The 19,579-nt window shown below is 74.2% G+C and carries 19 protein-coding genes; 11 read left to right on the plus strand and 8 right to left on the minus strand.

The features are described from left to right. Window positions 1-39: 39 nt before the first annotated feature. Window positions 40-981 (minus strand): SDR family oxidoreductase, encoded by a 942-nt coding sequence (locus ACIP37_RS18465; RefSeq protein ID WP_363585795.1) that lies wholly within the window; start codon window positions 979-981, stop codon window positions 40-42. Window positions 982-1,102: 121 nt separating this feature from the next. Next, window positions 1,103-1,531, minus strand: a complete 429-nt coding sequence (locus ACIP37_RS18470; protein ID WP_400807821.1) for a DUF5997 family protein — start codon at window positions 1,529-1,531, stop codon at window positions 1,103-1,105. A 58-nt stretch (window positions 1,532-1,589) separates the two neighbouring features. On the opposite strand from ACIP37_RS18470, the gene ACIP37_RS18475 reads away from it, so the two are divergent. The 3 genes from ACIP37_RS18475 to ACIP37_RS18485 all read left to right on the plus strand — a co-directional run bounded on the left by ACIP37_RS18475 (window position 1,590) and on the right by ACIP37_RS18485 (window position 3,646). Next, window positions 1,590-2,384, plus strand: a complete 795-nt coding sequence (locus tag ACIP37_RS18475) for a LysR family substrate-binding domain-containing protein (protein ID WP_363585793.1) — start codon at window positions 1,590-1,592, stop codon at window positions 2,382-2,384. Window positions 2,385-2,492: 108 nt separating this feature from the next. Next, on the plus strand, window positions 2,493-3,074 hold the full coding sequence (locus tag ACIP37_RS18480) for a YetF domain-containing protein (protein ID WP_363585792.1): 582 nt from the start codon (window positions 2,493-2,495) through the stop codon (window positions 3,072-3,074). Window positions 3,075-3,187: 113 nt separating this feature from the next. Continuing rightward, complete coding sequence (locus ACIP37_RS18485) at window positions 3,188-3,646, plus strand: hypothetical protein (protein ID WP_363585791.1); 459 nt, start codon at window positions 3,188-3,190, stop codon at window positions 3,644-3,646. A 53-nt stretch (window positions 3,647-3,699) separates the two neighbouring features. Here ACIP37_RS18485 and ACIP37_RS18490 read toward each other — a convergent pair whose 3' ends face one another. Then, window positions 3,700-5,031: a cytochrome P450 gene (locus ACIP37_RS18490; protein ID WP_400807826.1), complete on the minus strand. Its 1,332-nt coding sequence runs from the start codon at window positions 5,029-5,031 to the stop codon at window positions 3,700-3,702. Between the two features lie 240 nt (window positions 5,032-5,271). Between ACIP37_RS18490 and ACIP37_RS18495 the strand changes: the two genes are divergently transcribed. Continuing rightward, window positions 5,272-6,675, plus strand: coding sequence for an amidase (locus ACIP37_RS18495; RefSeq protein WP_400807829.1), 1,404 nt, complete (start codon window positions 5,272-5,274; stop codon window positions 6,673-6,675). A gap of 70 nt (window positions 6,676-6,745) precedes the next feature. On the opposite strand, the gene ACIP37_RS18500 is transcribed toward ACIP37_RS18495, so the two are convergent. Further along, window positions 6,746-8,695, minus strand: a complete 1,950-nt coding sequence (locus tag ACIP37_RS18500) for an FUSC family protein (protein WP_363585788.1) — start codon at window positions 8,693-8,695, stop codon at window positions 6,746-6,748. A 453-nt stretch (window positions 8,696-9,148) separates the two neighbouring features. Here ACIP37_RS18500 and ACIP37_RS18505 point away from each other — a divergent pair, with 453 nt between their 5' ends. From ACIP37_RS18505 to ACIP37_RS18525, 5 genes are all read left to right on the plus strand, one after another. Continuing rightward, a complete protein-coding gene (locus ACIP37_RS18505) occupies window positions 9,149-10,243 on the plus strand; it encodes a YbiU family protein (protein ID WP_363585787.1) in 1,095 nt (364 codons plus the stop codon). After that, on the plus strand, window positions 10,225-11,625 hold the full coding sequence (locus tag ACIP37_RS18510; protein ID WP_400807834.1) for a DUF6271 family protein: 1,401 nt from the start codon (window positions 10,225-10,227) through the stop codon (window positions 11,623-11,625). The genes ACIP37_RS18505 and ACIP37_RS18510 overlap by 19 nt, the downstream gene beginning before the upstream one ends. A 114-nt stretch (window positions 11,626-11,739) precedes the next feature. After that, entirely contained in the window at window positions 11,740-12,918 is a 1,179-nt protein-coding gene (locus tag ACIP37_RS18515) for a type III PLP-dependent enzyme (RefSeq protein WP_363585846.1), read from the plus strand. Next, the gene (locus ACIP37_RS18520; protein WP_363585785.1) at window positions 12,915-13,523 is read left to right on the plus strand and encodes a GNAT family N-acetyltransferase; all 609 of its coding nucleotides are present in this window, start codon (window positions 12,915-12,917) and stop codon (window positions 13,521-13,523) included. The genes ACIP37_RS18515 and ACIP37_RS18520 overlap by 4 nt, the downstream gene beginning before the upstream one ends. Window positions 13,524-13,528: 5 nt before the next feature. Then, a complete protein-coding gene (locus ACIP37_RS18525; RefSeq protein ID WP_363585784.1) occupies window positions 13,529-14,770 on the plus strand; it encodes an MFS transporter in 1,242 nt (413 codons plus the stop codon). An 84-nt stretch (window positions 14,771-14,854) separates the two neighbouring features. On the opposite strand, the gene ACIP37_RS18530 is transcribed toward ACIP37_RS18525, so the two are convergent. Both ACIP37_RS18530 and ACIP37_RS18535 read right to left on the minus strand, forming a co-directional pair. Then, entirely contained in the window at window positions 14,855-15,241 is a 387-nt protein-coding gene (locus ACIP37_RS18530) for a MerR family transcriptional regulator (RefSeq protein ID WP_363585783.1), read from the minus strand. 18 nt (window positions 15,242-15,259) lie between these two features. Then, window positions 15,260-16,282, minus strand: coding sequence for an NADP-dependent oxidoreductase (locus ACIP37_RS18535; RefSeq protein WP_363585782.1), 1,023 nt, complete (start codon window positions 16,280-16,282; stop codon window positions 15,260-15,262). Between the two features lie 200 nt (window positions 16,283-16,482). On the opposite strand from ACIP37_RS18535, the gene ACIP37_RS18540 reads away from it, so the two are divergent. Further along, a complete protein-coding gene (locus ACIP37_RS18540) occupies window positions 16,483-17,232 on the plus strand; it encodes a PIG-L family deacetylase (protein WP_363624503.1) in 750 nt (249 codons plus the stop codon). Between the two features lie 121 nt (window positions 17,233-17,353). On the opposite strand, the gene ACIP37_RS18545 is transcribed toward ACIP37_RS18540, so the two are convergent. Both ACIP37_RS18545 and ACIP37_RS18550 read right to left on the minus strand, forming a co-directional pair. Continuing rightward, window positions 17,354-17,548, minus strand: a complete 195-nt coding sequence (locus tag ACIP37_RS18545; protein ID WP_363585780.1) for a DUF1918 domain-containing protein — start codon at window positions 17,546-17,548, stop codon at window positions 17,354-17,356. Between the two features lie 140 nt (window positions 17,549-17,688). After that, window positions 17,689-18,366, minus strand: a complete 678-nt coding sequence (locus ACIP37_RS18550; protein WP_400807840.1) for a TetR family transcriptional regulator — start codon at window positions 18,364-18,366, stop codon at window positions 17,689-17,691. Window positions 18,367-18,729: 363 nt separating this feature from the next. Here ACIP37_RS18550 and ACIP37_RS18555 point away from each other — a divergent pair, with 363 nt between their 5' ends. Beyond that, entirely contained in the window at window positions 18,730-19,527 is a 798-nt protein-coding gene (locus ACIP37_RS18555) for a phytanoyl-CoA dioxygenase family protein (protein ID WP_363631694.1), read from the plus strand. Window positions 19,528-19,579 lie beyond the last annotated feature (52 nt).

The following is a 19,579-nucleotide window of genomic DNA, read 5'->3' on the forward strand; positions in this document are numbered from 1 at the left end:
TTCTCCCCGGCGCCCGGTGGCGCCGCCGCCGACGCCCCGTCAGCGGTAGCCCTCCGGCGCGGCCGGCTTGCCCGCGTCCTGCACCTCGACCAGGTAGCGCCAGCAGTCCGGCCGGCTGCCGTCGCGGTCGGTGAAGCCGTACTCCAGGGCCAGCTGCCCGCTGGACACCGACCCGCCGTTCCAGCGGGAGACCTCGGGGTCGGCGGCGAGGGCGGCGACCGCCCGGCCGACGAAGTACGGGCTCTCGGAGATGCCGAAGTGCGGCTCCCGGGCCACGGCGTCGCGCCAGTTCTCCTCGGTGACGCCGAAGTGGCCCAGCATGATCTCCGAGCGCATCCAGCCGGGCGTGAGCGCCAGGGCGGTGGCGCCGCGCGGACCCAGCTCGTGGCCGAGAGCGAAGGCCATCCGCAGCACGGAGGCCTTGGCGAGGTCGTAGAAGAACGAGTTGCGGTAGGTGTCGCGGTTGTACTCGGCGGTGCCGTCGGTCATCTCGACGACCAGGCCGCCCGGGCGGCGCAGCAGCAGCGGGAGGGCGTGGTGGCTGGTGACGGCGTGCGTCTCCACCGCGAGGCGGAGCAGCCGCAGGCCGTCGTCCAGGTCGTGCTCCCAGACCGGGACGTTCCAGCCGAACAGGTTCTCGCCGCCCCAGATGTCGTTCACCAGGACGTCCAGCCGGCCCTGCTCGGCGTCGATCCGCTGCACCAGGGCGGCCACCTGGGACGGGACCAGGTGGTCGGTCGGCACCGCGATGCCCCGGCCGCCGGCCGCGGTGACCAGGTCCGCGGTGTCCTCGATGGTCTCCGGCCGGTCGTACTCCGAGCGCTTCTCGCGGGTGCTGCGCCCGGTCACGTACACCGTCGCCCCGGCGGCGCCCAGCTCCACCGCGATGCCCCGCCCGGCTCCTCGGGTCGCCCCCGCGACCAGGGCGATCCGACCGTCCAGCACTCCCGCCGCCCCTGTTGCCCCTGCTGTCTGTGCCATCCGCAAGCTCCCTGTCCGCATGTCCGCCGACGACTGTGCCGACGCCCGTGGAACGGACGTCGGCACCAGCCTTGCGCAGGGGTCTGACAATCGGGCCCGGCCGGCGGCCGGAGCGCGCGGGTCAGCCGGCCTTGGCGGCCTTGGTGGCCTTGGCGGCAAGCGCCGCGGCGTCCTTCTCCTGCTTCTCCTTGATCCGGGCGGCCTCCTTGCGGACGTCCACCTGGTTGGCGCGCTCGTGCTGCAGCCAGAGCGGGTTCTCGGCCTTGACGGCCTCGATCTGCTCGGTGGTGAGCGCCTCGGTCACGCCGCCGCGGGCCAGGCCGGCGATGGAGACGCCGAGCTTGGCGGCGACCACCGGGCGAGGGTGCGGGCCGTTCTGGCGCAGCTCCTGGAGCCACTGCGGCGGGTCGGCCTGAAGCGCGTTGAGCTCCTCGCGGGAGACCGCACCCTCCTGGAAGCCGGTCGGCGCCGCGTCGAGGTAGATCCCCAGCTTCTTGGCGGCGGTGGCCGGCTTCATGGTCTGGCTGGTCTTCTGCTTGAGCGATGTCATGGTGACAAGGGTAAGGGAGTGCGCGGGCGCTCCCGGTCACGGTCGGTAGCCTTGCCCTGTGACAGACATGCAGGTGAACCCGTCCTTCCGGCTCGCGTACGTCCCGGGCGTGACCCCCGGCAAATGGGTCCGGGTGTGGTCCGAGCGGCTCCCGGACGTGCCGCTCGACCTCCTCGCCGTCCCGGCCGGGGACGGCGAGGCGACCCTGCGCGAGGGCACCGCGGACGCCGGGCTCGTCCGGCTGCCCGTCGACCGGGACGTGCTCAGCGCGATCCCGCTCTACGCCGAGACCACCGTCGTGGTCTTCCCCAAGGACCACTGGCTCGCGGCCGCCGAGGAGGTCGCGCTCGGCGACCTCGCGGAGGAGGTGGTGTTCCACCCGCTCGACGACACCCTCGGCTGGCCGGGCGGGCTGCCCGGCCGCCCGGCGATCGAGCGCCCGGCGAGCACCGCCGACGCCGTCGAGCTGGTCGCGGCCAACGTCGGCGTGCTGCTGGTGCCGCAGTCGCTGGCCCGGCTGCACCACCGCAAGGACCTCACCTTCCGGCCGGTCGCCGAGGCGCCGCAGTCCCAGGTGGCGCTCGCCTGGCTGGAGGAGCGCACGACGGACCTGGTCGAGGAGTTCATCGGCATCGTCCGGGGCCGCACGGTCAACAGCTCGCGCGGGCGCGGCGCCCAGCCGGCGGCCGAGCCCCAGAAGGCCGCGGCGCCGCGCAAGTCCCAGCCGCAGAAGTCCGGCCAGCAGAAGGCGGGTCAGCACAAGGGCGGCCAGCAGAAGGGCCGGCCGAAGCCCGCGGCGGGCGGCCGGGGTGCGGCCGCCGCCAAGCGCGGCAAGCCGAAGCGCCGCTCCTAGTCGGAAGCCCGGGTTCGTCCGGGTGCTGGCCGGGGCCCGGCGGGGCGCGTACCGTCGGGCCCGGGCGCTGCCCGCCCCGTCCGGCCGAGGGGTTGAAGGAGCGGGGCCATGTGGCACGACCTGGTGATCGTCCAGATTCCGATCGTGGAGAAGATCCTCCGCACGATCGCGGTCTACGCCCTGATCCTGATCCTGTTCCGGATCGCGGGAAAGCGCGGGCTGGCGGGCCTGAACACCTTCGACATGGTGGTCATCTTCCTGCTGTCCAACGTGGTGCAGAACGCGATCATCGGCAATGACAACAGCCTGCTCGGCGGCGCCATCGGCGCGGTCACCCTGATCGCGGTGAACGCCGCCGTCACCCGCTGGCTGGCCCACGACCCGCGTGCCGCCCGGCTGTTGGAGGGCACCCCGACCACCGTGGTGCGCGACGGCAAGCTCGTCCCGGGCGCGCTGCGCGGGCTGGCGCTGCGCGCGTCCGAGATCGAGCACGCCGTCCGCGTCCAGAACGGCGACACCATCCGCGACGTCGCGGTCGGGCGGCTGGAGCCCGACGGCCAGCTGGTGATCAGCCTCAAGCCCGCCGAGCAGAGCGCCACCCGCGGCGACGTCGAGGACCTGCACCGACGGCTGGAGGCCATCGAGCGGCTGCTCACCACCCTGGCGGCCGACCGGCGCAGCGAAGACTGACCCGGCGGCCACCCCAGAGGTCTGGGATGGGAACGGCCGCACCCGGCCCGGCAAAATTGGCGTAGACCACTTCCGTCCACGCTCGCCGGACCGCCGTCCGGCCGGAGGAACGCATGCTGCGCAGACTCTCCTGGATCCCGGCCCTGACGGCCGTCCTGCTCGCCCTGGTGGCCGGGCCGACGGCCGGTACGGCATCCGCCGCGACCGAACGTGAATTCCTCCAGGGCTACGGGCAGTTGGTGCCGCTGCCGGCCCCGGTGACGCCGGCGCAGCAATGCGTCGAGCGGCGGCTGTTCCTGGACGCCGGCACGTACGCCTGGAGCTTCGGCACGCCGGGCGGCAACGTGCCGTCCCAGGACGTCCAGCTCTCCTCGGGCTGGTTCCGCTGGACGATCTGCGTGTACCCGCGGGCGTCCGTCTACGGCGCGACCACCTGGCTCGACCCGGAGACCCCCGGCCAGCCGCACCTGGAGCGGACCACCAGCTTCGACGTCACCTTCGCCTACACCTACACGTGGGACTCCATGCTCTACCGCTGGCAGGGCGTCCCCCGCCCGCCGCGCACCATGTGACGCATCGTCAGGAAAGGCTCCCGTCCGCCGCCCGCGCGGGGCGGGAGCCCCGGTCACCACGGCCGGCGGGCGAGGGTGGCCGTGAAGGGGCGGGGGGACAGCGAGGAGCTGCGGGTCGGGCGGACCGGGCGGCCGGGGGTGGGGGTGACGGTCCAGCGGGCCGCGATGGTGGCGATGGCGAGGGCGGCCTCGGTGGTGCCGAACACGTCGCCGATGCAGCGGCGGGGGCCGAGGCCGAAGGGGGCGTAGGTGCCGGGGGAGGGGCGGGTGTTGGTGAGCCAGCGGTCGGGGTCGAAGCGGGCGGGGCAGGCGAAGACGTCGGCGCGGCGGTGCAGCAGGTACGGGCTGAACAGGATGGTCGCGCCGGCCGGGACGCGGTGGCCGCCGAGTTCGGCGTCGGCGGCGACGACGCGGCTGAGGATCCACACCGGCGGGTAGAGCCGCAGCGTCTCGGTGACCACCCGGGCGGTGAGCGGCAGGGCGGGCAGGTCCTCGTGGCGGGCGGGGCGGCCGTCGAGCACGGTGTCCAGCTCGGCGTGCAGGCGGTCGCGGATGGCCGGGTGGGCGGCGAGCAGGGTCCAGGCCCAGGAGAGGGTGGCGGCGGTGGTCTCCATGCCGGCGAGCAGGAAGGTGACCACCTGGTCGTGGATCTCGGCGTCGGTGAGCCCCCGCCCGTCCTCGTCGCGGGCGCTGAGCAGCATGGACAGCAGGTCGTCGTGGTCGGTGCCGGCGGCGCGGTAGTCGGCGATCAGCCGCCGGGTGACCTCCTTCAGGTCCTGCCGGGCGCGGCGGAAGCGGCGGTTGCCCGGGGTGGGGATGCGGTCGGCGCCGGGCAGCGGCATCATGACGCGCCGGCCGACGCCGCGGGTGATGACGTCCATGCTGTCGTGGACGGGCAGCGCGCCGGCCCGCTCGTGGGCGGCGAACAGGCAGCGGGCGGTCACCGCGGTGGTGAGGCGGTACATCGCGGCGGGGACGTCGACCACGTCGCCGTCGCTCCAGGAGGCGGTGGTGCCGGCGATCTCCTCGGCCATCATCGCGGCGTAGCCGGGCAGTCGGTCGCGGTGGAACGCGGGTTGCAGCATGCGGCGTTGGCGCCGGTGCGCCGCGGCCGGGCAGGTGGCCAGGCCGTCACCGAAGACCTCGCGGGCCTTGTCGAGGACGAGCCCGCCCTTGTCGTAGGTGCGGTCCTCGGTGAGCAGTTGGCGGACCAGCTCGGGGTGGCAGGCGACGTACGCGTCCAGCGGGCCGAGCCGCAGCCGGACGAGGTCGCCGTGGGCGGGCAGGCCGGCGACGAACTCCAGTGGCCGGCGGACGAAGGCGGGGGCGTGGCCGAGCAGGGGGAGGGCGCCGGGGGCGGTGGCCGAGGTGTACTGGGTGGGCACGGGCGTCACCTTGGGGTGGGGGGTGGACCGGATCGGTTCGTGATCCGGCCTTTCCCCGGGGCCGTCGGCGAAACGATCTCCGACCGGCGGGTGGGGTGAACACGGGGGCGCATGCCGAACGCCCGTGCGCCGTCGGGGTTCGGCGGCGGGTGCCGGGGGTGGGGTATCCCTCGGCGCGGCCCCGCGCCTACACTGCGAACTCTTGCGCGACTACCGGTCAGTAGGGATTGGGGAGTTCGGATGACCGACGAGCGGGCCCACGGGTTCACCGACGACGCCCTCGGCGCGCACGACGCCGTGGCCCTGGCCGCCCTCGTCCGCGCCGGCGAGGTGGCCCCCGTTGAACTGGCCGCGGCCGCCGCCGCCCGCGCCGCCCGGGTCGACCGGACGCTCACCCCCGTCGCCCACCCGTCCTACGACCGGCCCCGGCTCGGCCCGGACGGCACCGACGGCCCGCTGTACGGCGTCCCCACCTTCCTCAAGGACAACGTCGACCTGCGCGGCCTGCCGACCGGCATGGGCAGCGAGGCCTTCCAGGCCCGCCCGGCCCGGCGCAACTCCCGCTTCACCGACCAGTTCCTCGCCACCGGCCTGGCCGTCCTCGGCAAGACCCGGCTGCCCGAGTTCGGCCTCAACGCCTCCACCGAGTTCGCCACCGCCCAGCCGGTGCGCAACCCGTGGAAGCCCTCGCACTCGGCCGGCGCCTCCTCCGGCGGCTCGGCCGCGCTGGTCGCCGCCGGAGTGGTGCCGATCGCGCACGCCAACGACGGCGGCGGATCGATCCGGATCCCGGCCGCCTGCTGCGGACTGGTCGGACTCAAGCCCACCCGGGGCCGCCTGGTCACCAACGCCCAGGGCGGCAAGCTGCCGATCGACCTCGTCACCGACGGCGTGCTCACCCGCTCCGTCCGCGACACCGCCGCCTTCTACGCCGCCGCCGAGCGCCACCACCGCAACCCCGCGCTGCCCCCGCTCGGCCTGGTCGAAGGCCCGGGGCAGCGCCGGCTGCGGATCGGACTGGTCGTGGACTCGCCGCTCGCCACCACCGACGGACCCACCCGCACCGCCGTCGAGCAGACCGCCGCCCGGCTGGAGGCACTGGGCCACCACGTCGAGGAGACCACCCTGCCGTTCGGCGAGGAGTTCTCCCGCGACTTCGTCCTCTACTGGGGCTACATCGCCTTCGCCATCGCGGTCAGCGGCCGGCTGATGCTGGACCGCAGCTTCCGGATCAACCGGCTCGACGGCCTGACCACCGGGCTGCGCAGGCTCTACCAGCGGGAGTTCCTGCACACCCCGGCCGTGCTGCGCCGACTGCGCGGCGCCGAAGCCGCGTACGCGGGCCTCTTCCGCACCCACGACGTGATCCTCTCGCCGGTCCTCGCGCACGCCGCCCCGCCGATCGGCCACCTCAGCCCGAACGTGGCCTTCGACGAGCTGATCGAGCGCCTCCAGCGCTACGTGGCCTTCACCCCGGTCAACAACGTGACCGGCGGCCCCGGCATCGCCCTGCCCACCGGCGCCGCGCCGAGCGGCCTGCCGATCGGTGTGCACCTCTCGGCCGCGCACGGGCAGGAGCGGCTGCTGCTGGAGCTGGCCTTCGAACTGGAGGCGGACCGGCCCTGGCGGCGGATCCAGGACTGACCGGGCCTTCGCGGGGCGGACGCCAGGGCGGGCGCTCCAGGACTGACCCGGCCCCCGGCCGGCCCGGCCCTCAGACGGGCACCACCGCCCGCGCCGCCTGCACCTCGCGGTGCAGCCGGCCCAGCGCGCAGTCGGGCGGGAGGGCGTCCGGCCCGGCCTCGGGCAGCGGCCCGCCGCCGCGCAGCGCCCCGGCCAGGTCGCCCAGCTCCCGGACGACGGCGCCGACCTCGGCCGGGGACGGCGCCGGAGCGCCGTGCTCGACCCGGACCCGGGTGGCGGTCGTGGTGTCCACGATCCGCTCGACCGCGATCACCAGCGGCCACCAGGCCTCGGCCCGGGCCCCGACCGGCGGCGGTTCGGTGAGCGCCCGCTGGAACTCGCTGCGCACGGCGGACAGGTCCCGGTAGAGCCGCCGCCGGTACCGGGCGCGGGCCGGCTGGTCGGCCCCGGGCGCGGTGGTGAAGGCCAGCGAGACGTACGCGGCGGTGTCCGCGACGGCGTCGGCCAGCCGCTCCCCGATCCGGGTGTGCCAGGAATCCGGCCACAGCAGGTAGCCGGTCAGCAGCGCGATGCCGCAGCCGATCAGCGAGTCGTACAGCCGGGGCAGCACCAGGTGGAAGCCCCGGTGGTTGAGCAGGTCGGAGAGCAGCAGGATCACCGGGGTGATCGCCGCGGTCTGGAACGCGTACCCCTTCGCCGACAGCACCGGGATCAGGGTTGCCAGCGCCGCCATCACCGGCACGTCCCACCAGCCGTGCGGCACCTCGGCCAGCACCGGAATGGCGATCAGCAGCCCGGCGGCGGTGCCGAGCGCGCGCAGCACCGCCCGGGAGAACACCGAGCCGAAGTCGGGCTTCAGCACGAAGGTGACGGTCAGCGACACCCAGTACGAGCGGGGCACCGCGATCACCGACACCAGGATCTGGGCGAGGCCGATGCACAGCGCCAGCCGCAGCCCGTACCGCCAGGACGCCCGGGACAGCAGCAGCGCGTGGGCGGCCCGGCGGGCGCGGACCTGCAGTGCGGCGGGCCGGCCGAGCGGGTCGTCGCCGGCGTACGGGTCGGGTGCGGGCTCGTGCGCGACGGCCCGGGCGTGGCCGATCGCGGCGACCAGGGCGCGGGTGGACGGTCCGGCCGGATCGGGCAGTCCGGGCGGCGGGGTCGACCCGACGCGGCCCCGCTCGACGGCCGCGGCCAGCTCGCGCACCGCCGCCGGGTAGGCGGGCGGCAGCGGACCGTACTCGCGCGGGCGCAGCTGTGCCGCCGAGGCGGCCTCCACCACCGGGATGGCAGCGTTGAGCTGGGCGAGCAGCCGGACCAGGGTGGGGGAGCGGCCGTGCCGGCGGGCCCGCCGGGCGAGCAGCAGATCGTAGGACTGGTTCAGCGACTGGGTGAGCGCCTGCCGCGCGTCGTCGGCTCCGGGGGTGCCGGCGGCCTCCAGGAAGTCGGCGACCGACCGGTAGGTGCCGGCCACGGCGAAGCGCTCCGGCGCGCCGCCGCGCAGCGGCCAGGCGAGCAGGGTGAGGCCGAGCACCAATAGGCCGCCGAGCAGCAGCAGTCCGGGCGGCAGCCACCAGGGGGAGGGCAGCGGCAGTCCGGCGCCGACCACCGCGTTGAGCAGCAGGAGCAGTCCGGACACCGAGGCGACCGCGCCGATCGAGGAGATCATGCCGGAGACCAGGGCGACGGTGGTCAGTACGGCGACGGCCGTCCAGCCCGCACCGTACACCAGGGTGCCGAGCAGGATCCCGAGGGCGCCGAAGAGCTGCGGCACGGCGATGTTGAACACCCGCATCCGGTAGGCGTCCGCGGTGTCCCCGATGACCCCGGACAGCGCACCCATCGACACCAGCGCGCCGTACCCGGGCCGGTCGGTGGCCGTGCCGACCGCGAGCGGCGCGGCCAGCGCCACCGAGGCCCGGGCGGCGGCGGCCCAGGGGACCGGCGCGGCCTTGGGGCGCAGGCTCGCGGTCAGCCAGCCGGGCGGGGTGAGCCGGGTGGCGGCGGGGCGGTGTGCCATAGGCCCAACGTACGGCGCGAAGGACGGGGCGCAACGCTGGGGAACTCGTTTCGGTTCACGTCCGGGTATGTCAATTCCCGAAACATACTCCGGCTTATGTCACTCTCCGAAACATAAAGCGAACCCCGAGGGGTCATCTGAACTGCGCGGATTTCCCTATTGGTAACCAGCCGTCGAGGGTTGACACCATTAGTTGGTCTAGTCCAACGTATGAGGGGCGCGGTTCGGCCGGGGCTGAGGCAGGGTGAGAGGCCGTGCCGGACGGACGAGTTGGCCCCCTGACGTGGCGGAACCTTGCACGGTCGGGGCCCGGGCGAGGCGGAGCGTATGCGGACGGCATGCGGTCCACGGGCTGAATTCCACGCACGGCCGGTGACGGGCCGTCGGCTCGCCGTGCCCGCACTGTGCGTCCAGGAAGCGCTGCGTCGACTACGAACCATGGAGTGACTGCCCATGCCGAGCCCTGACGGATATCTGCACCGAGCCGCCTCGGCGCGCCCCTACTTCAGCGAGGACGGGGAGAGCTACCTCGCGCGCACGGCGCTGCGCGAGGTCCGCAAGGAGCGCCCACTGCGGGTGCTCTCCGAGGAGGACTTCGCGTTCTGGCAGACCTACGGCTACATCGTGGTCAAGGAGGCCATCCCGGCCGAGGCCGCACGGCGCCTGCTCGACTTCGCCTGGGACTTCCAGGGCCTCTCGCCCGACCGCCCCGAGGACTGGTACCGCGAACGCGACTACCGCGACGAACTCGACCGGGAACTGCACATCTACGGCTTCGTCGAGGCCTACCACCACCAGCTGATCTGGGACAGCAGACAGGCCCGGAGGGTCTACGACGCCTTCGTCGACGTCTGGGACTGCGAGGAGCTCTGGGTCACCCTCGACCGGCTCAACCTCAACCCACCGAACATCCGCAACCGCGACCGCGCGCTGATCGAGCCCACCGACCGGGGCTTCGACATCGAACTGCACTGGGACGTCGACACCACCCAGGGCATGCTGCCCCAGCGCGTCCAGGGCATCATCGCGCTCGACGACACCCGGCCCGACCACGGCGGCTTCCAGTGCGACCCGGAGCTGTTCCGCCGCTTCAACGAGTGGCAGGCCGCCCAGGCCGCCGACCGCGACCCGATCCGCCCGGACGTCGACCGCACCGAGTTCCCGGTGGTGCGGCCCGAGTTGAAGGCCGGTGACCTGCTGATCTGGAACGGCCTGCTCGCCCACGGCGTCGCCCGCAACACCTCCGAGAACGGCGTCCGCGCCGTGCAGTACCTGTCGATGATGCCCGCGCTGGAGGAGGCCGCGCAGATGCGCCGCTCCCGGGTGGAATCCTGGCGCACCCTCGCCACCCCGGACTGGAACCGCACCCTGGTCGGCGACGCGACCCGCCACGAGTCGCTGCGCTACGGGCCCGCCGAACTCACCGAACTCGGTGAGCGGCTGCTCGGACTGCGCTCCTGGCACGACCCGGATTCCACGGGCGACCGGCCCGCCCCGCAGCAGCCCGCCGAGTCCGCGGGGGAGCCGGCATGCGCGCCGTCTGCCTGACCCTGCCCACCAACCGCGAGTGCGCGGCCACCATCGCCGCGATCGGCGCCGAAGCAGCCTACGCCGCAAGGCGGTTCGGCGTCCGGGTGCACCTGCTGATCCTGGACTCCGCCGACCCGGCCACCTACCGGCGGCACGCCGAGGCCGTCGCCGCGCTGCCCGCCGTCGGGTCCGGTGCCGCGTCAGGTGCCGCCTCCGGCACCGATTCCGGCGCTGCTTCCGGCACCGCGTCCGGGGCCGGGGAGGTGGTCGTCCACCACCTCGACGAGGCCGCCCAACGCGGCTTCCTGCGCGACGTGATCGAGCGCTCCGGCGCCGCCGGCCCGGACGGGCCGCTCGGCGACCAGCTGCTCGACCTGATGATCCCCGACGCCGTCTCCTACGGCGCCTGCACCAACCGGGCGTTCCTGCTCGCCGGCGCGCTCGGCTGCGCCTCCGTGCACCGCCGCGACTCCGACAGCGCGTACCAACTGCTCGACGGCGAACCGGTGTTCCCGATCGAGCACGAGCTCGCTACGCTCGGCCTCAAGGCGGCCGACGCGGCCGCCGCCGTCACCGAGGTCACCCTCGACCCGGTGCACACCGACAAGCCCGTCGCCCTGGTCGGCGGCTCCTTCGTCGGTGAACTCTCCGTCGACATCGGCGAGATCCGCGAACTCGACCCGGACGCCTACCACCAGGTCGTCGCGCTCTGGGCGCCCACCGGCGCGAGCGAGCAGGAACGCCGCGAACTCGTCGCCGACTCCTTCACCGGCGGCGGCACCGACCCGTTCCGCCACGACCGCGCCGTGCTCGACCTGCCCGACATCTGGCGGATCGACATGTGCAACGTCGCCCTCGACCACGAGGTCTACGACCGCGTCCCGTTGCCGCCCGCCACCGCCACCATCGGCAGCGACTACTTCCTGCTGCACCTCGTCCGCGACGCCACCCTGCCCGGCGTCGTCCACAACCGGCACATCGTCAACTACTACACCCCGGAACGGCGTACCGGCGCGGGCTTCACCGCCTACCAGCTGCGCTACGCCAAGTTCCTGCTCTCCATGCTCTACCTGTACCCGGTCTACTCCGAGATGGAGGCGGCCAGCGGGGCCCTCCTCGACGAGGCGAACCACATCCGCGCCGACGTCATCGCCGACTCCGCCCGCCGCAGCGCCGCGACGGACCGCGCGGAGAACCACCGACGGCTCGACGCGCTGGACCACTGCTACCGGCGACTCGGCGGGAAGTACGCCGAGTTCGCCGACCACCTGGCGCCCCAGCGGGCGCGTCTGCTCGACGAAGCGCAGGCGGACATCGAGGACTTCGCGCTGCTGATCGACGCGTGGGGCCCGCTCATGCGGGCGAGCAAGGCCACGCCCGCCGACCGGCTGCCGCGGTAGCCGCACCGGGAGCCATTCGTGATACGTCAGACCATCGCCCACCGCGCCCCGGCGCACCACACCACCGCCCACACCGGCGTCGCGCCCGACCCGGCCGCGCACGACCGGACGGCGATCCGCGCCGCCCTCGCCGCTGCCACCGACGACCGGATCATCTACGACCTCGACGGCATTGAGCGCCAGTACACCGACCTGATCGGCGAACTGCCCGACGTCGCCGTCCGGTTCGCCATGAAGGCCTGCCCGGTGGACGAGGTGCTCGGGCGCCTCGCCGCCCTCGGCTCCGGCTTCGACGCGGCCAGCCCCCAGGAGATCGCCCAGGCCCTGCGCACCGGGGTGAGCCCCGACCGCATCCACTACGGCAACACCATCAAGTCCGACCGCAACATCGCCGAGGCCTACCGACTGGGCGTGCGCGACTTCGCCACCGACAGCCTGGAGGACGTCGCCGCCATCGCCGAACATGCCCCCGGCTCCCGGGTGTTCTGCCGGGTCGCCACCTCGGGCGACGGCGCCCTGTGGGGCCTGAGCCGCAAGTTCGGCTGCTCGCCCGAGGACGCCCTGCGCGTCCTGGACGCCGCCCGCTCGGCCGGCCTCACCCCGTCCGGACTCTCCGTGCACGTCGGGTCCCAGCAGATGACCGCCGAAGCCTGGGGCGCCGCCGTGGACTCGCTCGCCGCCGTCCTGGAGGCGCTCAACTGGCGCGGCATCACCCCGCAGCGGATCAACCTCGGCGGCGGCCTGCCCGCCCTCGGCGTCCTGGACCGGCACGGCCGCCCGCTCGACCCACCGCTGGACAAGATGTTCGCGGTCATCCGCGAGGGCATGGACCGGCTGCGCACCGTCAACGCCGCGCCGCTGGAGTTCCTGCTGGAGCCCGGCCGGCACCTGGTCGCCGACCACGGCGCCATCCGCGCCCACGTCGCCCGGCTCTCCTCCCGGCACCAGCTCGACGGCACCCGCGAGGACTGGCTCTTCCTGAGCTGCGGCAAGTTCAACGGCCTGTACGAGATGGACGAGCTCCAGTACCGGCTCGAATTCCCCACCCACCCCGGCGGCCAGTTCGTCAACGCCGTCGTCGCCGGCCCGACCTGCGACAGCGACGACGCGTACGCCCAGGAGGACGGCCTGGTCCGCGTCCCGCGCGCGATCGCCTCCGGCGAACCGGTCTGGATCCTTTCCTGCGGCGCCTACGCCACCGCCTACACCACCCAGGGGTTCAACGGCTTCGAGCCGCTGCCCTACACCTGCATCGGCGGGACCGGCGGCCCGGACGGAGACACCGGCAGATGACCGACCTCCGCATCCGGCTGCTCCAGGAGGACGACTGGGACGGCGTCGTCGCGCTGGAGGAGCGCGCCTACGCCGCCAGCGGCCTGTCCGAAGGCCGCGAGGCGCTGCGCTCCCGCCACCGCGCCTCGCCCGACACCTGCTTCGTCCTGGAGCACGCCGACGGCCTCGGCGGCTACCTGCTGGCCCTGCCCTACCCGCTGTTCCGGTGCCCGGACCTCAGCCGGGCCGAGGCCGGCGGCGTCCGCGCGACCAACATGCACCTCCACGACCTGGTCGTCGCCGAGGAGCTGCGCGGCCGCGGCCTGGCCCACCGGATGCTGCGCGGCCTGGAGGAGACCGCCCGGGCCCGCGGCTACCGCACCATGTCCCTGGTCGCCGTCCGCGGCTCGCAGGTGGTGTGGGCCCCACTGGGCTACCGCGCCCGCCCCGAGATCGGACTGCCCGGGAGCTACGGCCCCGAGGCGCTCTACATGGCGATGCCGCTGGGCCCGGCCGCTGCTTCTGTCGCCGTCCAGGCCCCGGCCGCCGTCCCGGCCGCCGTCCAGGCGTTGACCTCCTCCACCGACCCGTCCCCCGGGTTCCCACCCAGAGCCGAAGTGGGCTGATGCACATGTCCCCCGTTCGCGACGACTTCCGCCGGTCCCAACTGGCCATCGCCGCACTGTTCTTCCTGCTCGGATTCCAGTACGCGACCTGGGTCTCCCGGATCCCCGCGCTGAAGACCAGGCTCGACCTCGGCGAGGCCCAGATCGGCCTGCTGCTGATGACCTGCGGGGTCGGCGCCGCGGTGTCCTTCCCGCTGGTCGCGGTGCTGATGCGGCGGTTCGGCTCCCGCCTGCTGTCCGTGCTCTCCGCGCTCGCCCTCGGCGTCGTCCTGGTCGCCCTGTCCGTGGTGCCCGACTACCCGCTCACCCTGCTGGTGCTGTTCTGCGACGGCGTCGCCGTGGGCTGCCTGAACGTCGCGATGAACGCCCAGGGCGCGGCGCTGGAGGCCCGCTACGCGCGGACCACCATGTCCCGCCTGCACGCCACCTTCAGCGCCGGCTCGCTGCTCGCCGCGCTGCTCGCCTCCGGCGTCACCGCCTTCACCGGCACGCTCGCCGTGCACTTCGGGGTCGCCGCCGCGCTGCTCGCGGTGCTGGTCGTGGCCGCCCGGCCCGGACTGCTCACGGACGACGCGCCGGCCGCGGCGCAGGACGGGTCGGACCAGGAGCAGGCACCGGCCGCGAAGAAGGACCGCCGCCGCTTCGTCCTCCCGGCCGCGGCGACCCTCTGGATGGGCCTGGCGATGGTGTTCGGCACCGTCACCGAGGGCGCCATGAACGACTGGTCCGCGCTCTACCTCAAGGACGTCGTGAACGCCGGTGCCGGGCTCGCCCCGCTGGGCATCGCCGTCGTCTCGGTGATGATGGTGCTCGCCCGGATCTTCGCGGACGGCTGGCGCACCCGCTTCGGCGACGGCCGGATCGTGCGGACCGGCAGCCTGCTGGCCGGCGCCGGACTGGCCCTCGCGCTGCTCGTCGGCGGCGTCGTGCCGACCCTGATCGGCTTCGCCTGCGTCGGCCTCGGCGTCGCGGCGGTCACCCCGTGCGTCTACGTCGCCGCGGCCCGCCAGGGCTCGGACGCGCTCTCCCTGGTCGCCGCGATGGGCACCACCGGGCTGCTCGCCGGGCCCGCCGTGATCGGCTTCATCGCCGACGCCACCAGCCTGGTGTGGGGCATGGCCGCCGTCGCCGTCTCCGCCGCGGTCGTCTCGCTCTGCGCCACCCGGATCGGCTGGCCCGCCCCGGAGCCCCGCCCCGAGCCCCACCCCGAGCCCCTCGACGGCCGACTCGCCCCGGACGCCAGCTAGCTCCCCCCGCAGACCTCGCCCGGAACGCCGCGCCTGCCCCGTCGCGGCGTTCCGGGCGAGCCGCGTTCCGGACGGTGGACCGGGTCAGCCCGGCAGGTCCGCGCCCCCGGCGGCGACGTGCCGGGCGAGGCGCTCGCGCAGGGCGGTCAGCCGGGCGATCTCGGCGTCCAGGGCGGCGAGCCGGGCGGTGACCACGGGGGCGAAGGTCTCCAGGCCGGGGGAGTCCGAGCAGCGGCGCGGCGGCTCCTCGGTGAGCAGGTCCAGGCGGTGCGGGCGGCTGGCCAGGTCGTCGACGGTCAGCCCGACGGCCAGCAGCCGGCGGATCGCCCGCACCCGGGCGACCTCGATCGGCCCGTACTCGCGCTGGCCCGAGGCGGACCGGGCCGGCGGCGGCAGCAGCCCCCGCTGCTCGTAGAAGCGCAGTGCCCTGGGCGTGGTGCCCGCCGCTGCCGCCGCGTCCCCGATCCGCATGGCCGTTCCTCCTCGGTGCTATGCGAGGTCGACGATCGTCGCCCCGAAGGTGTCCCCGTCGAACAACCTCCGCAACGCCTGCGGCGCCTGGTCGATGCCCGCCACCCGCGTCGACGGGAAGACGATCTCGCCGGTGCGCAGCCAGCCGCCGAACCGCTGCCGCCACTCGGCCTCCAGGTCCGGTTGGTCCACGCCGGTGAAGCCGCGCAGGGTCAGGCCCAGCATGATCACCCGGAAGCTGTCCACGAGAGCCGGCGAACTGCCGCCCCGCCGCTCCGGCGCCAACTGCCCGGACAGCGCGCCGACCAGGGCGAACCGGGCCCCCGGCCGGGCCGCGTCGACGGCGGCCGTCAGCTGCTCCCCGCCGACCAGGTCCAGCAGCACGTCGACGCCCTCCGGCGCGGCCTCGGCCAGCTGCGCGGCGAACGGCCGCTCGCCGCGCACCAGTACCGCGTCGTAGCCGAGTTCGGCGGTGAGCCGCTTCGCCTTGGCGGGGGAGCCGGTGGTGCCGATCACCCGGGAGGCGCCCAGCAGCCGGGCGACCTGCCCGGCCAGCGTGCCGACCGCGCCCGCCGCGCCGGTCACCAGCACCACGTCCCCCGGGCGCACCCCGGCGCAGCGGGTCAGCCCGCCGTAGCCGGCCGTGCCGGGGGAGAGCAGCGCCACCGGGTCCGGGAACCCCGGGTCGACCGGAGTGAACCCTGCGGCGTCCGCGACCACGAGGTCCCGCCACCCCCGCAGGTGGGTGACCAGGTCGCCCGGCCGAAGGGGCCCGCCCGCCGGAGCGGCCAGCACCTCCCCGAGGGCCGGCCCGTACAGCGCGTCCCCGGGCCCGATCGCCGGCAACGGCGCCCCCGTGAGCTCGCCCCCGATCAGCGTGCGCAGGCCCGGGAAGACCAGGAAGGCCCGATTGCGGACGACCACCTCGCCCGTCCCCGGCGCCGGCAACGGCTCCTCCACCACCGCGAAGTCCCCGGGCCCGGGCAACCCGCCCGGCTCGGTGACCAACCGGACGACCCGGGCCGTCGTGGGCAGCGTCATCGCAGCACTCCTCCAGAACCGACGCGGCGGCCGATCCACCGCGGGTGCCCGGACGCTAACCCCTGACCCGTGCGTCAGGGGCAACCCCGCCGGCCCGGGAGGGTGTCCGACGGGGTGTGGGTGTGGGGGTCTTCTAGAGTCGCCTGCGGAACGACCGTAGGACCAGGCGACTGTGAGCCGAGCCGAGAGGGACGAGCACCATGAGTGAGCAGGCCGTCGAGCCCTACCAGCCCGTCGACGAGGACTGGCGGACCGCGCTGGCCGTCGTCGCGCACCCGGACGACATGGAGTACGGCGCCGCCGCGGCCGTCGCACGGTGGACGTCGCAGGGCAAGAAGGTCGTCTACGTGATGGTCACCAGCGGCGAGGCCGGGATCGACTCGATGGACCCCGAGGAGTGCGGGCCGCTGCGGGAGGCGGAACAGATCGCCTCGGCGCGGGTGGTCGGCGTCGACGTGGTCGAGTTCCTCGGGTACCCGGACGGGATGGTGGAGTACGGGCTGCCGCTGCGCCGCGACATCGCCCGGGCGGTGCGCCGGCACCGGCCGGACATCGTGATCACCAGCAACTTCCGGGAGACGTACGGCGGGACCGCCCCCAACCAGGCCGACCACATCGCGGTCGGGCGGGCCGCCCTGGACGCGGCTCGGGACGCCGGTAACCGGTGGGTGTTCCGGGAGCTGCTGGCCGAGGGCCACGAGCCGTGGAACGGCGTCCGGCAGGTGTGGGCGGCGGCCTCGCCGGAGTCGGGCCACGCGGTGGACACCACCGAGCACTTCGACCTGGGCGTGGCCTCGCTGGAGGAGCACAAGGCGTACCTGGCCGGGCTGGGCGGGTTGGGCGGTGCGATGGCGGACGCACGCGAGTTCCTGGAGGGTGCCGGGCGGGGAGCGGGCGGCCGGCTCGGGGTGCGGTTCGCGGCGCCGTTCGAGGTGTTCCCGCTGCGCTGAGCCACCTGGCCACCCGGATGGGCCGGCTGCCCCCACGGCCCCGCTGCCCGGAACGCTCGCCGGGCTCGCGCCGCTGCTCACCACCCCGCCCGGGTGGGGTGCGGGGCGGCGGGGGAGTCGGTCAGCGGTCCGCCGGGCGGTGCTCGATGGCGCAGTCGGGGCCGGGGTAGATCAGACCTTCGTGGCCGTCCTCGAAGCGGACCATGTACGGCGGTTCGCCGTCGACGCCGCGCACCTCGACGATCTCTCCCTTCTGGTCCGTCATGCCCACCGACCTGCTGTGGATGTGGAGCTGGTCACCTACCGCTGCGTGCATGGTCTGCTCCTCGGGTCGTGGCGGCCGCCTCCGCGGCCGTTCCGCTTTCCACTGTGCTGCTGCGGCGACGGGCTCGCAACGGCGCGGGCGGGCGGGACACGGGGGCGGGGCGGGACCCGAGGGGCGGGCGGGGACCGGTCTCAGCCAACGGGCGGCTGCTCCGCGAGGTAGGCGCGGACCAGCCGCTTGCACTCGGCGATCAGCGCCGGATCGCCCTGCGGATCGCCGCGGAAGGCCAGCTTGAGCACCGCGTCGGCGGCCTCCAGGGCGACCCGCAGGGCGAGGGTGAGCGCCGCCGGGTCGCCGGTGGCGAACACCTCGCCGCCGAGCGCCTGGAGGCGCAGCGCGACGGCGGTGTTGTTGTCCACGCCCGGGTCGAGCAGGTGCCGGTCGTCCCGCAGCCCGGCGGGGGCGGTCGCGTCGGCGAGGCCGAAGTCGAGCTGGCCGAATCCGGGCACCGCGCGCTTCATCGCGACGAACTCCTCCACCGCGAGGTCGGTGAACCCGGCCGGGCCGAGGGGCGCGGCGGTCGCCAGCCGGTGGTCGAGCCGCTGGAGGTAGCGGTCGAGGTTGCGGCCGGCGAGGGCGGCCAGCAGGTCCTCCTTGCCGGCGAAGAACTGGTACAGGGTGCCGATCGGCACCTGGGCGCGCTGGGCGACCTGCTTCGTGGTGAGCGCGGTGGCGCCGACCTCGTCGAGCAGCCCGGCGCAGGCGTCGAGGATCCGGCCGTACCGCTCCTGGCTGCGCTGCTGGACCGGACGGCGCCTGGTCACGGGGCCCCGCCCGGCGCTCTCGTGACTCCTGGTGTCGCCGCTCATGACGTCACTGTGCCGCATCCGCTGTGCCAGCGGCGAATCACCGGGGCTCAATGGGTCCGGAGTTTCGGGTGGGGAACGAGTAGATCGGTGGCTGGAGCTGAACGTCACGGTGGCGGGAAGATGTCCAGGAGTCGGCGATGGTCTTGTGGTGGACACGAACAACGGTTCATACTCCTCAGCGGACTACCTTGCGTGATCAACTCGTGCCCTTTCGTGGTGAACGTGTGTCAGCTGTGGCGACGACGGACGAACCCGGCGCCACCCGAGGTCTGGATGATCCCGTGCGTTTCATAGAACCCGTTCAGGTCCCATCCGCCGTGCCCGACTGTGCGACCCGTCATCCGGAAGGAGGGGGCCGGTTCGGTGACGCAGACTTCCGGAGGGCGTGAAGCCCTAGACACCGAGCAACACCGTCAGTTCCTGGAATCCGGATACCTGGTCCTGCCCGGCCTGGTGCCGGAGCCGCTCGGGGCCAGGCTGGCCCCCGAGGTCGACCGCTGGGTGGACGAGGGCCTACGGGCCCGCTCGATCGCCGCCTGCACCGACCCCGCCCGGCACGGCCCGCCCCCGGTGCTGGAACTGGAACTGCCGGCCCACGGCGAACTCCTCACCCACCCACCGCTGTTACGGGCGCTGTCCGGTCTGATGGGGCCGTCCTTCGTCTTCCACCACCTGCACAGCGACCGCCAGGCCCCGGGGATCCCCGGCAAGGCCTGGCACCACGACTGCGAGCCCAACGACCGCGCCGACCCGTCGCTGCTGATGGTCCACGCGCTGCACTACCTCGGCGGCCTCGACGAGAAGGTCGGCAGCCTGGCCGTCCTGCCCGGCTCGCACCGGCGTACCGTCGGGAAGACGGCGTACGCCCACCACGGCACCGCCGAACTGCCCGGCGAGGTGGTCATCGACCGGCTGCCGCCCGGCTCCACGGTGCTTCTCAACTCGGCGCTGTTCCACACCCGCAGACCGGCGCCGGACGGCCCGGGCAGGCCCCGGTACTTCATCGACGCGTCCTACTGCCAGGTGGGGGCGCGCTGGCGCCCGGTGAAGCCGCACTGGCGGCTGATGCTCGCCCGGGCCCGTGAACTCGGCCTGGCGGAGGGCCGGTGGCCGGAGCTGTTCGCGGAACGGCACTTCACCGAGTACGTCGGAACCGCCTGACCGGAACTGTTCGATCGGAACCGCCTGACCGGAACGCCCTGGCCGGAACAGC

This window comes from Kitasatospora sp. NPDC088861 (assembly GCF_044750105.1).
GTDB lineage: Bacteria > Actinomycetota > Actinomycetes > Streptomycetales > Streptomycetaceae > Kitasatospora.

Bases quoted from the DNA above. Each gene is read 5' to 3' on its own strand.
- ACIP37_RS18495 (WP_400807829.1), top strand. From the start codon at position 5,272: ATGACCGACGAGCGGGCCCACGGGTTCACCGACGACGCCCTCGGCGCG.
- ACIP37_RS18545 (WP_363585780.1), bottom strand. From the start codon at position 17,548: ATGCACGCAGCGGTAGGTGACCAGCTCCACATCCACAGCAGGTCGGTG.
- ACIP37_RS18485 (WP_363585791.1), top strand. From the start codon at position 3,188: ATGCTGCGCAGACTCTCCTGGATCCCGGCCCTGACGGCCGTCCTGCTC.
- ACIP37_RS18540 (WP_363624503.1), top strand. From the start codon at position 16,483: ATGAGTGAGCAGGCCGTCGAGCCCTACCAGCCCGTCGACGAGGACTGG.
- ACIP37_RS18550 (WP_400807840.1), bottom strand. From the start codon at position 18,366: ATGAGCGGCGACACCAGGAGTCACGAGAGCGCCGGGCGGGGCCCCGTG.
- ACIP37_RS18505 (WP_363585787.1), top strand. From the start codon at position 9,149: ATGCCGAGCCCTGACGGATATCTGCACCGAGCCGCCTCGGCGCGCCCC.
- ACIP37_RS18525 (WP_363585784.1), top strand. From the start codon at position 13,529: ATGTCCCCCGTTCGCGACGACTTCCGCCGGTCCCAACTGGCCATCGCC.
- ACIP37_RS18480 (WP_363585792.1), top strand. From the start codon at position 2,493: ATGTGGCACGACCTGGTGATCGTCCAGATTCCGATCGTGGAGAAGATC.
- ACIP37_RS18470 (WP_400807821.1), bottom strand. From the start codon at position 1,531: ATGACATCGCTCAAGCAGAAGACCAGCCAGACCATGAAGCCGGCCACC.
- ACIP37_RS18465 (WP_363585795.1), bottom strand. From the start codon at position 981: ATGGCACAGACAGCAGGGGCAACAGGGGCGGCGGGAGTGCTGGACGGT.
- ACIP37_RS18510 (WP_400807834.1), top strand. From the start codon at position 10,225: ATGCGCGCCGTCTGCCTGACCCTGCCCACCAACCGCGAGTGCGCGGCC.
- ACIP37_RS18535 (WP_363585782.1), bottom strand. From the start codon at position 16,282: ATGACGCTGCCCACGACGGCCCGGGTCGTCCGGTTGGTCACCGAGCCG.
- ACIP37_RS18520 (WP_363585785.1), top strand. From the start codon at position 12,915: ATGACCGACCTCCGCATCCGGCTGCTCCAGGAGGACGACTGGGACGGC.
- ACIP37_RS18530 (WP_363585783.1), bottom strand. From the start codon at position 15,241: ATGCGGATCGGGGACGCGGCGGCAGCGGCGGGCACCACGCCCAGGGCA.
- ACIP37_RS18500 (WP_363585788.1), bottom strand. From the start codon at position 8,695: ATGGCACACCGCCCCGCCGCCACCCGGCTCACCCCGCCCGGCTGGCTG.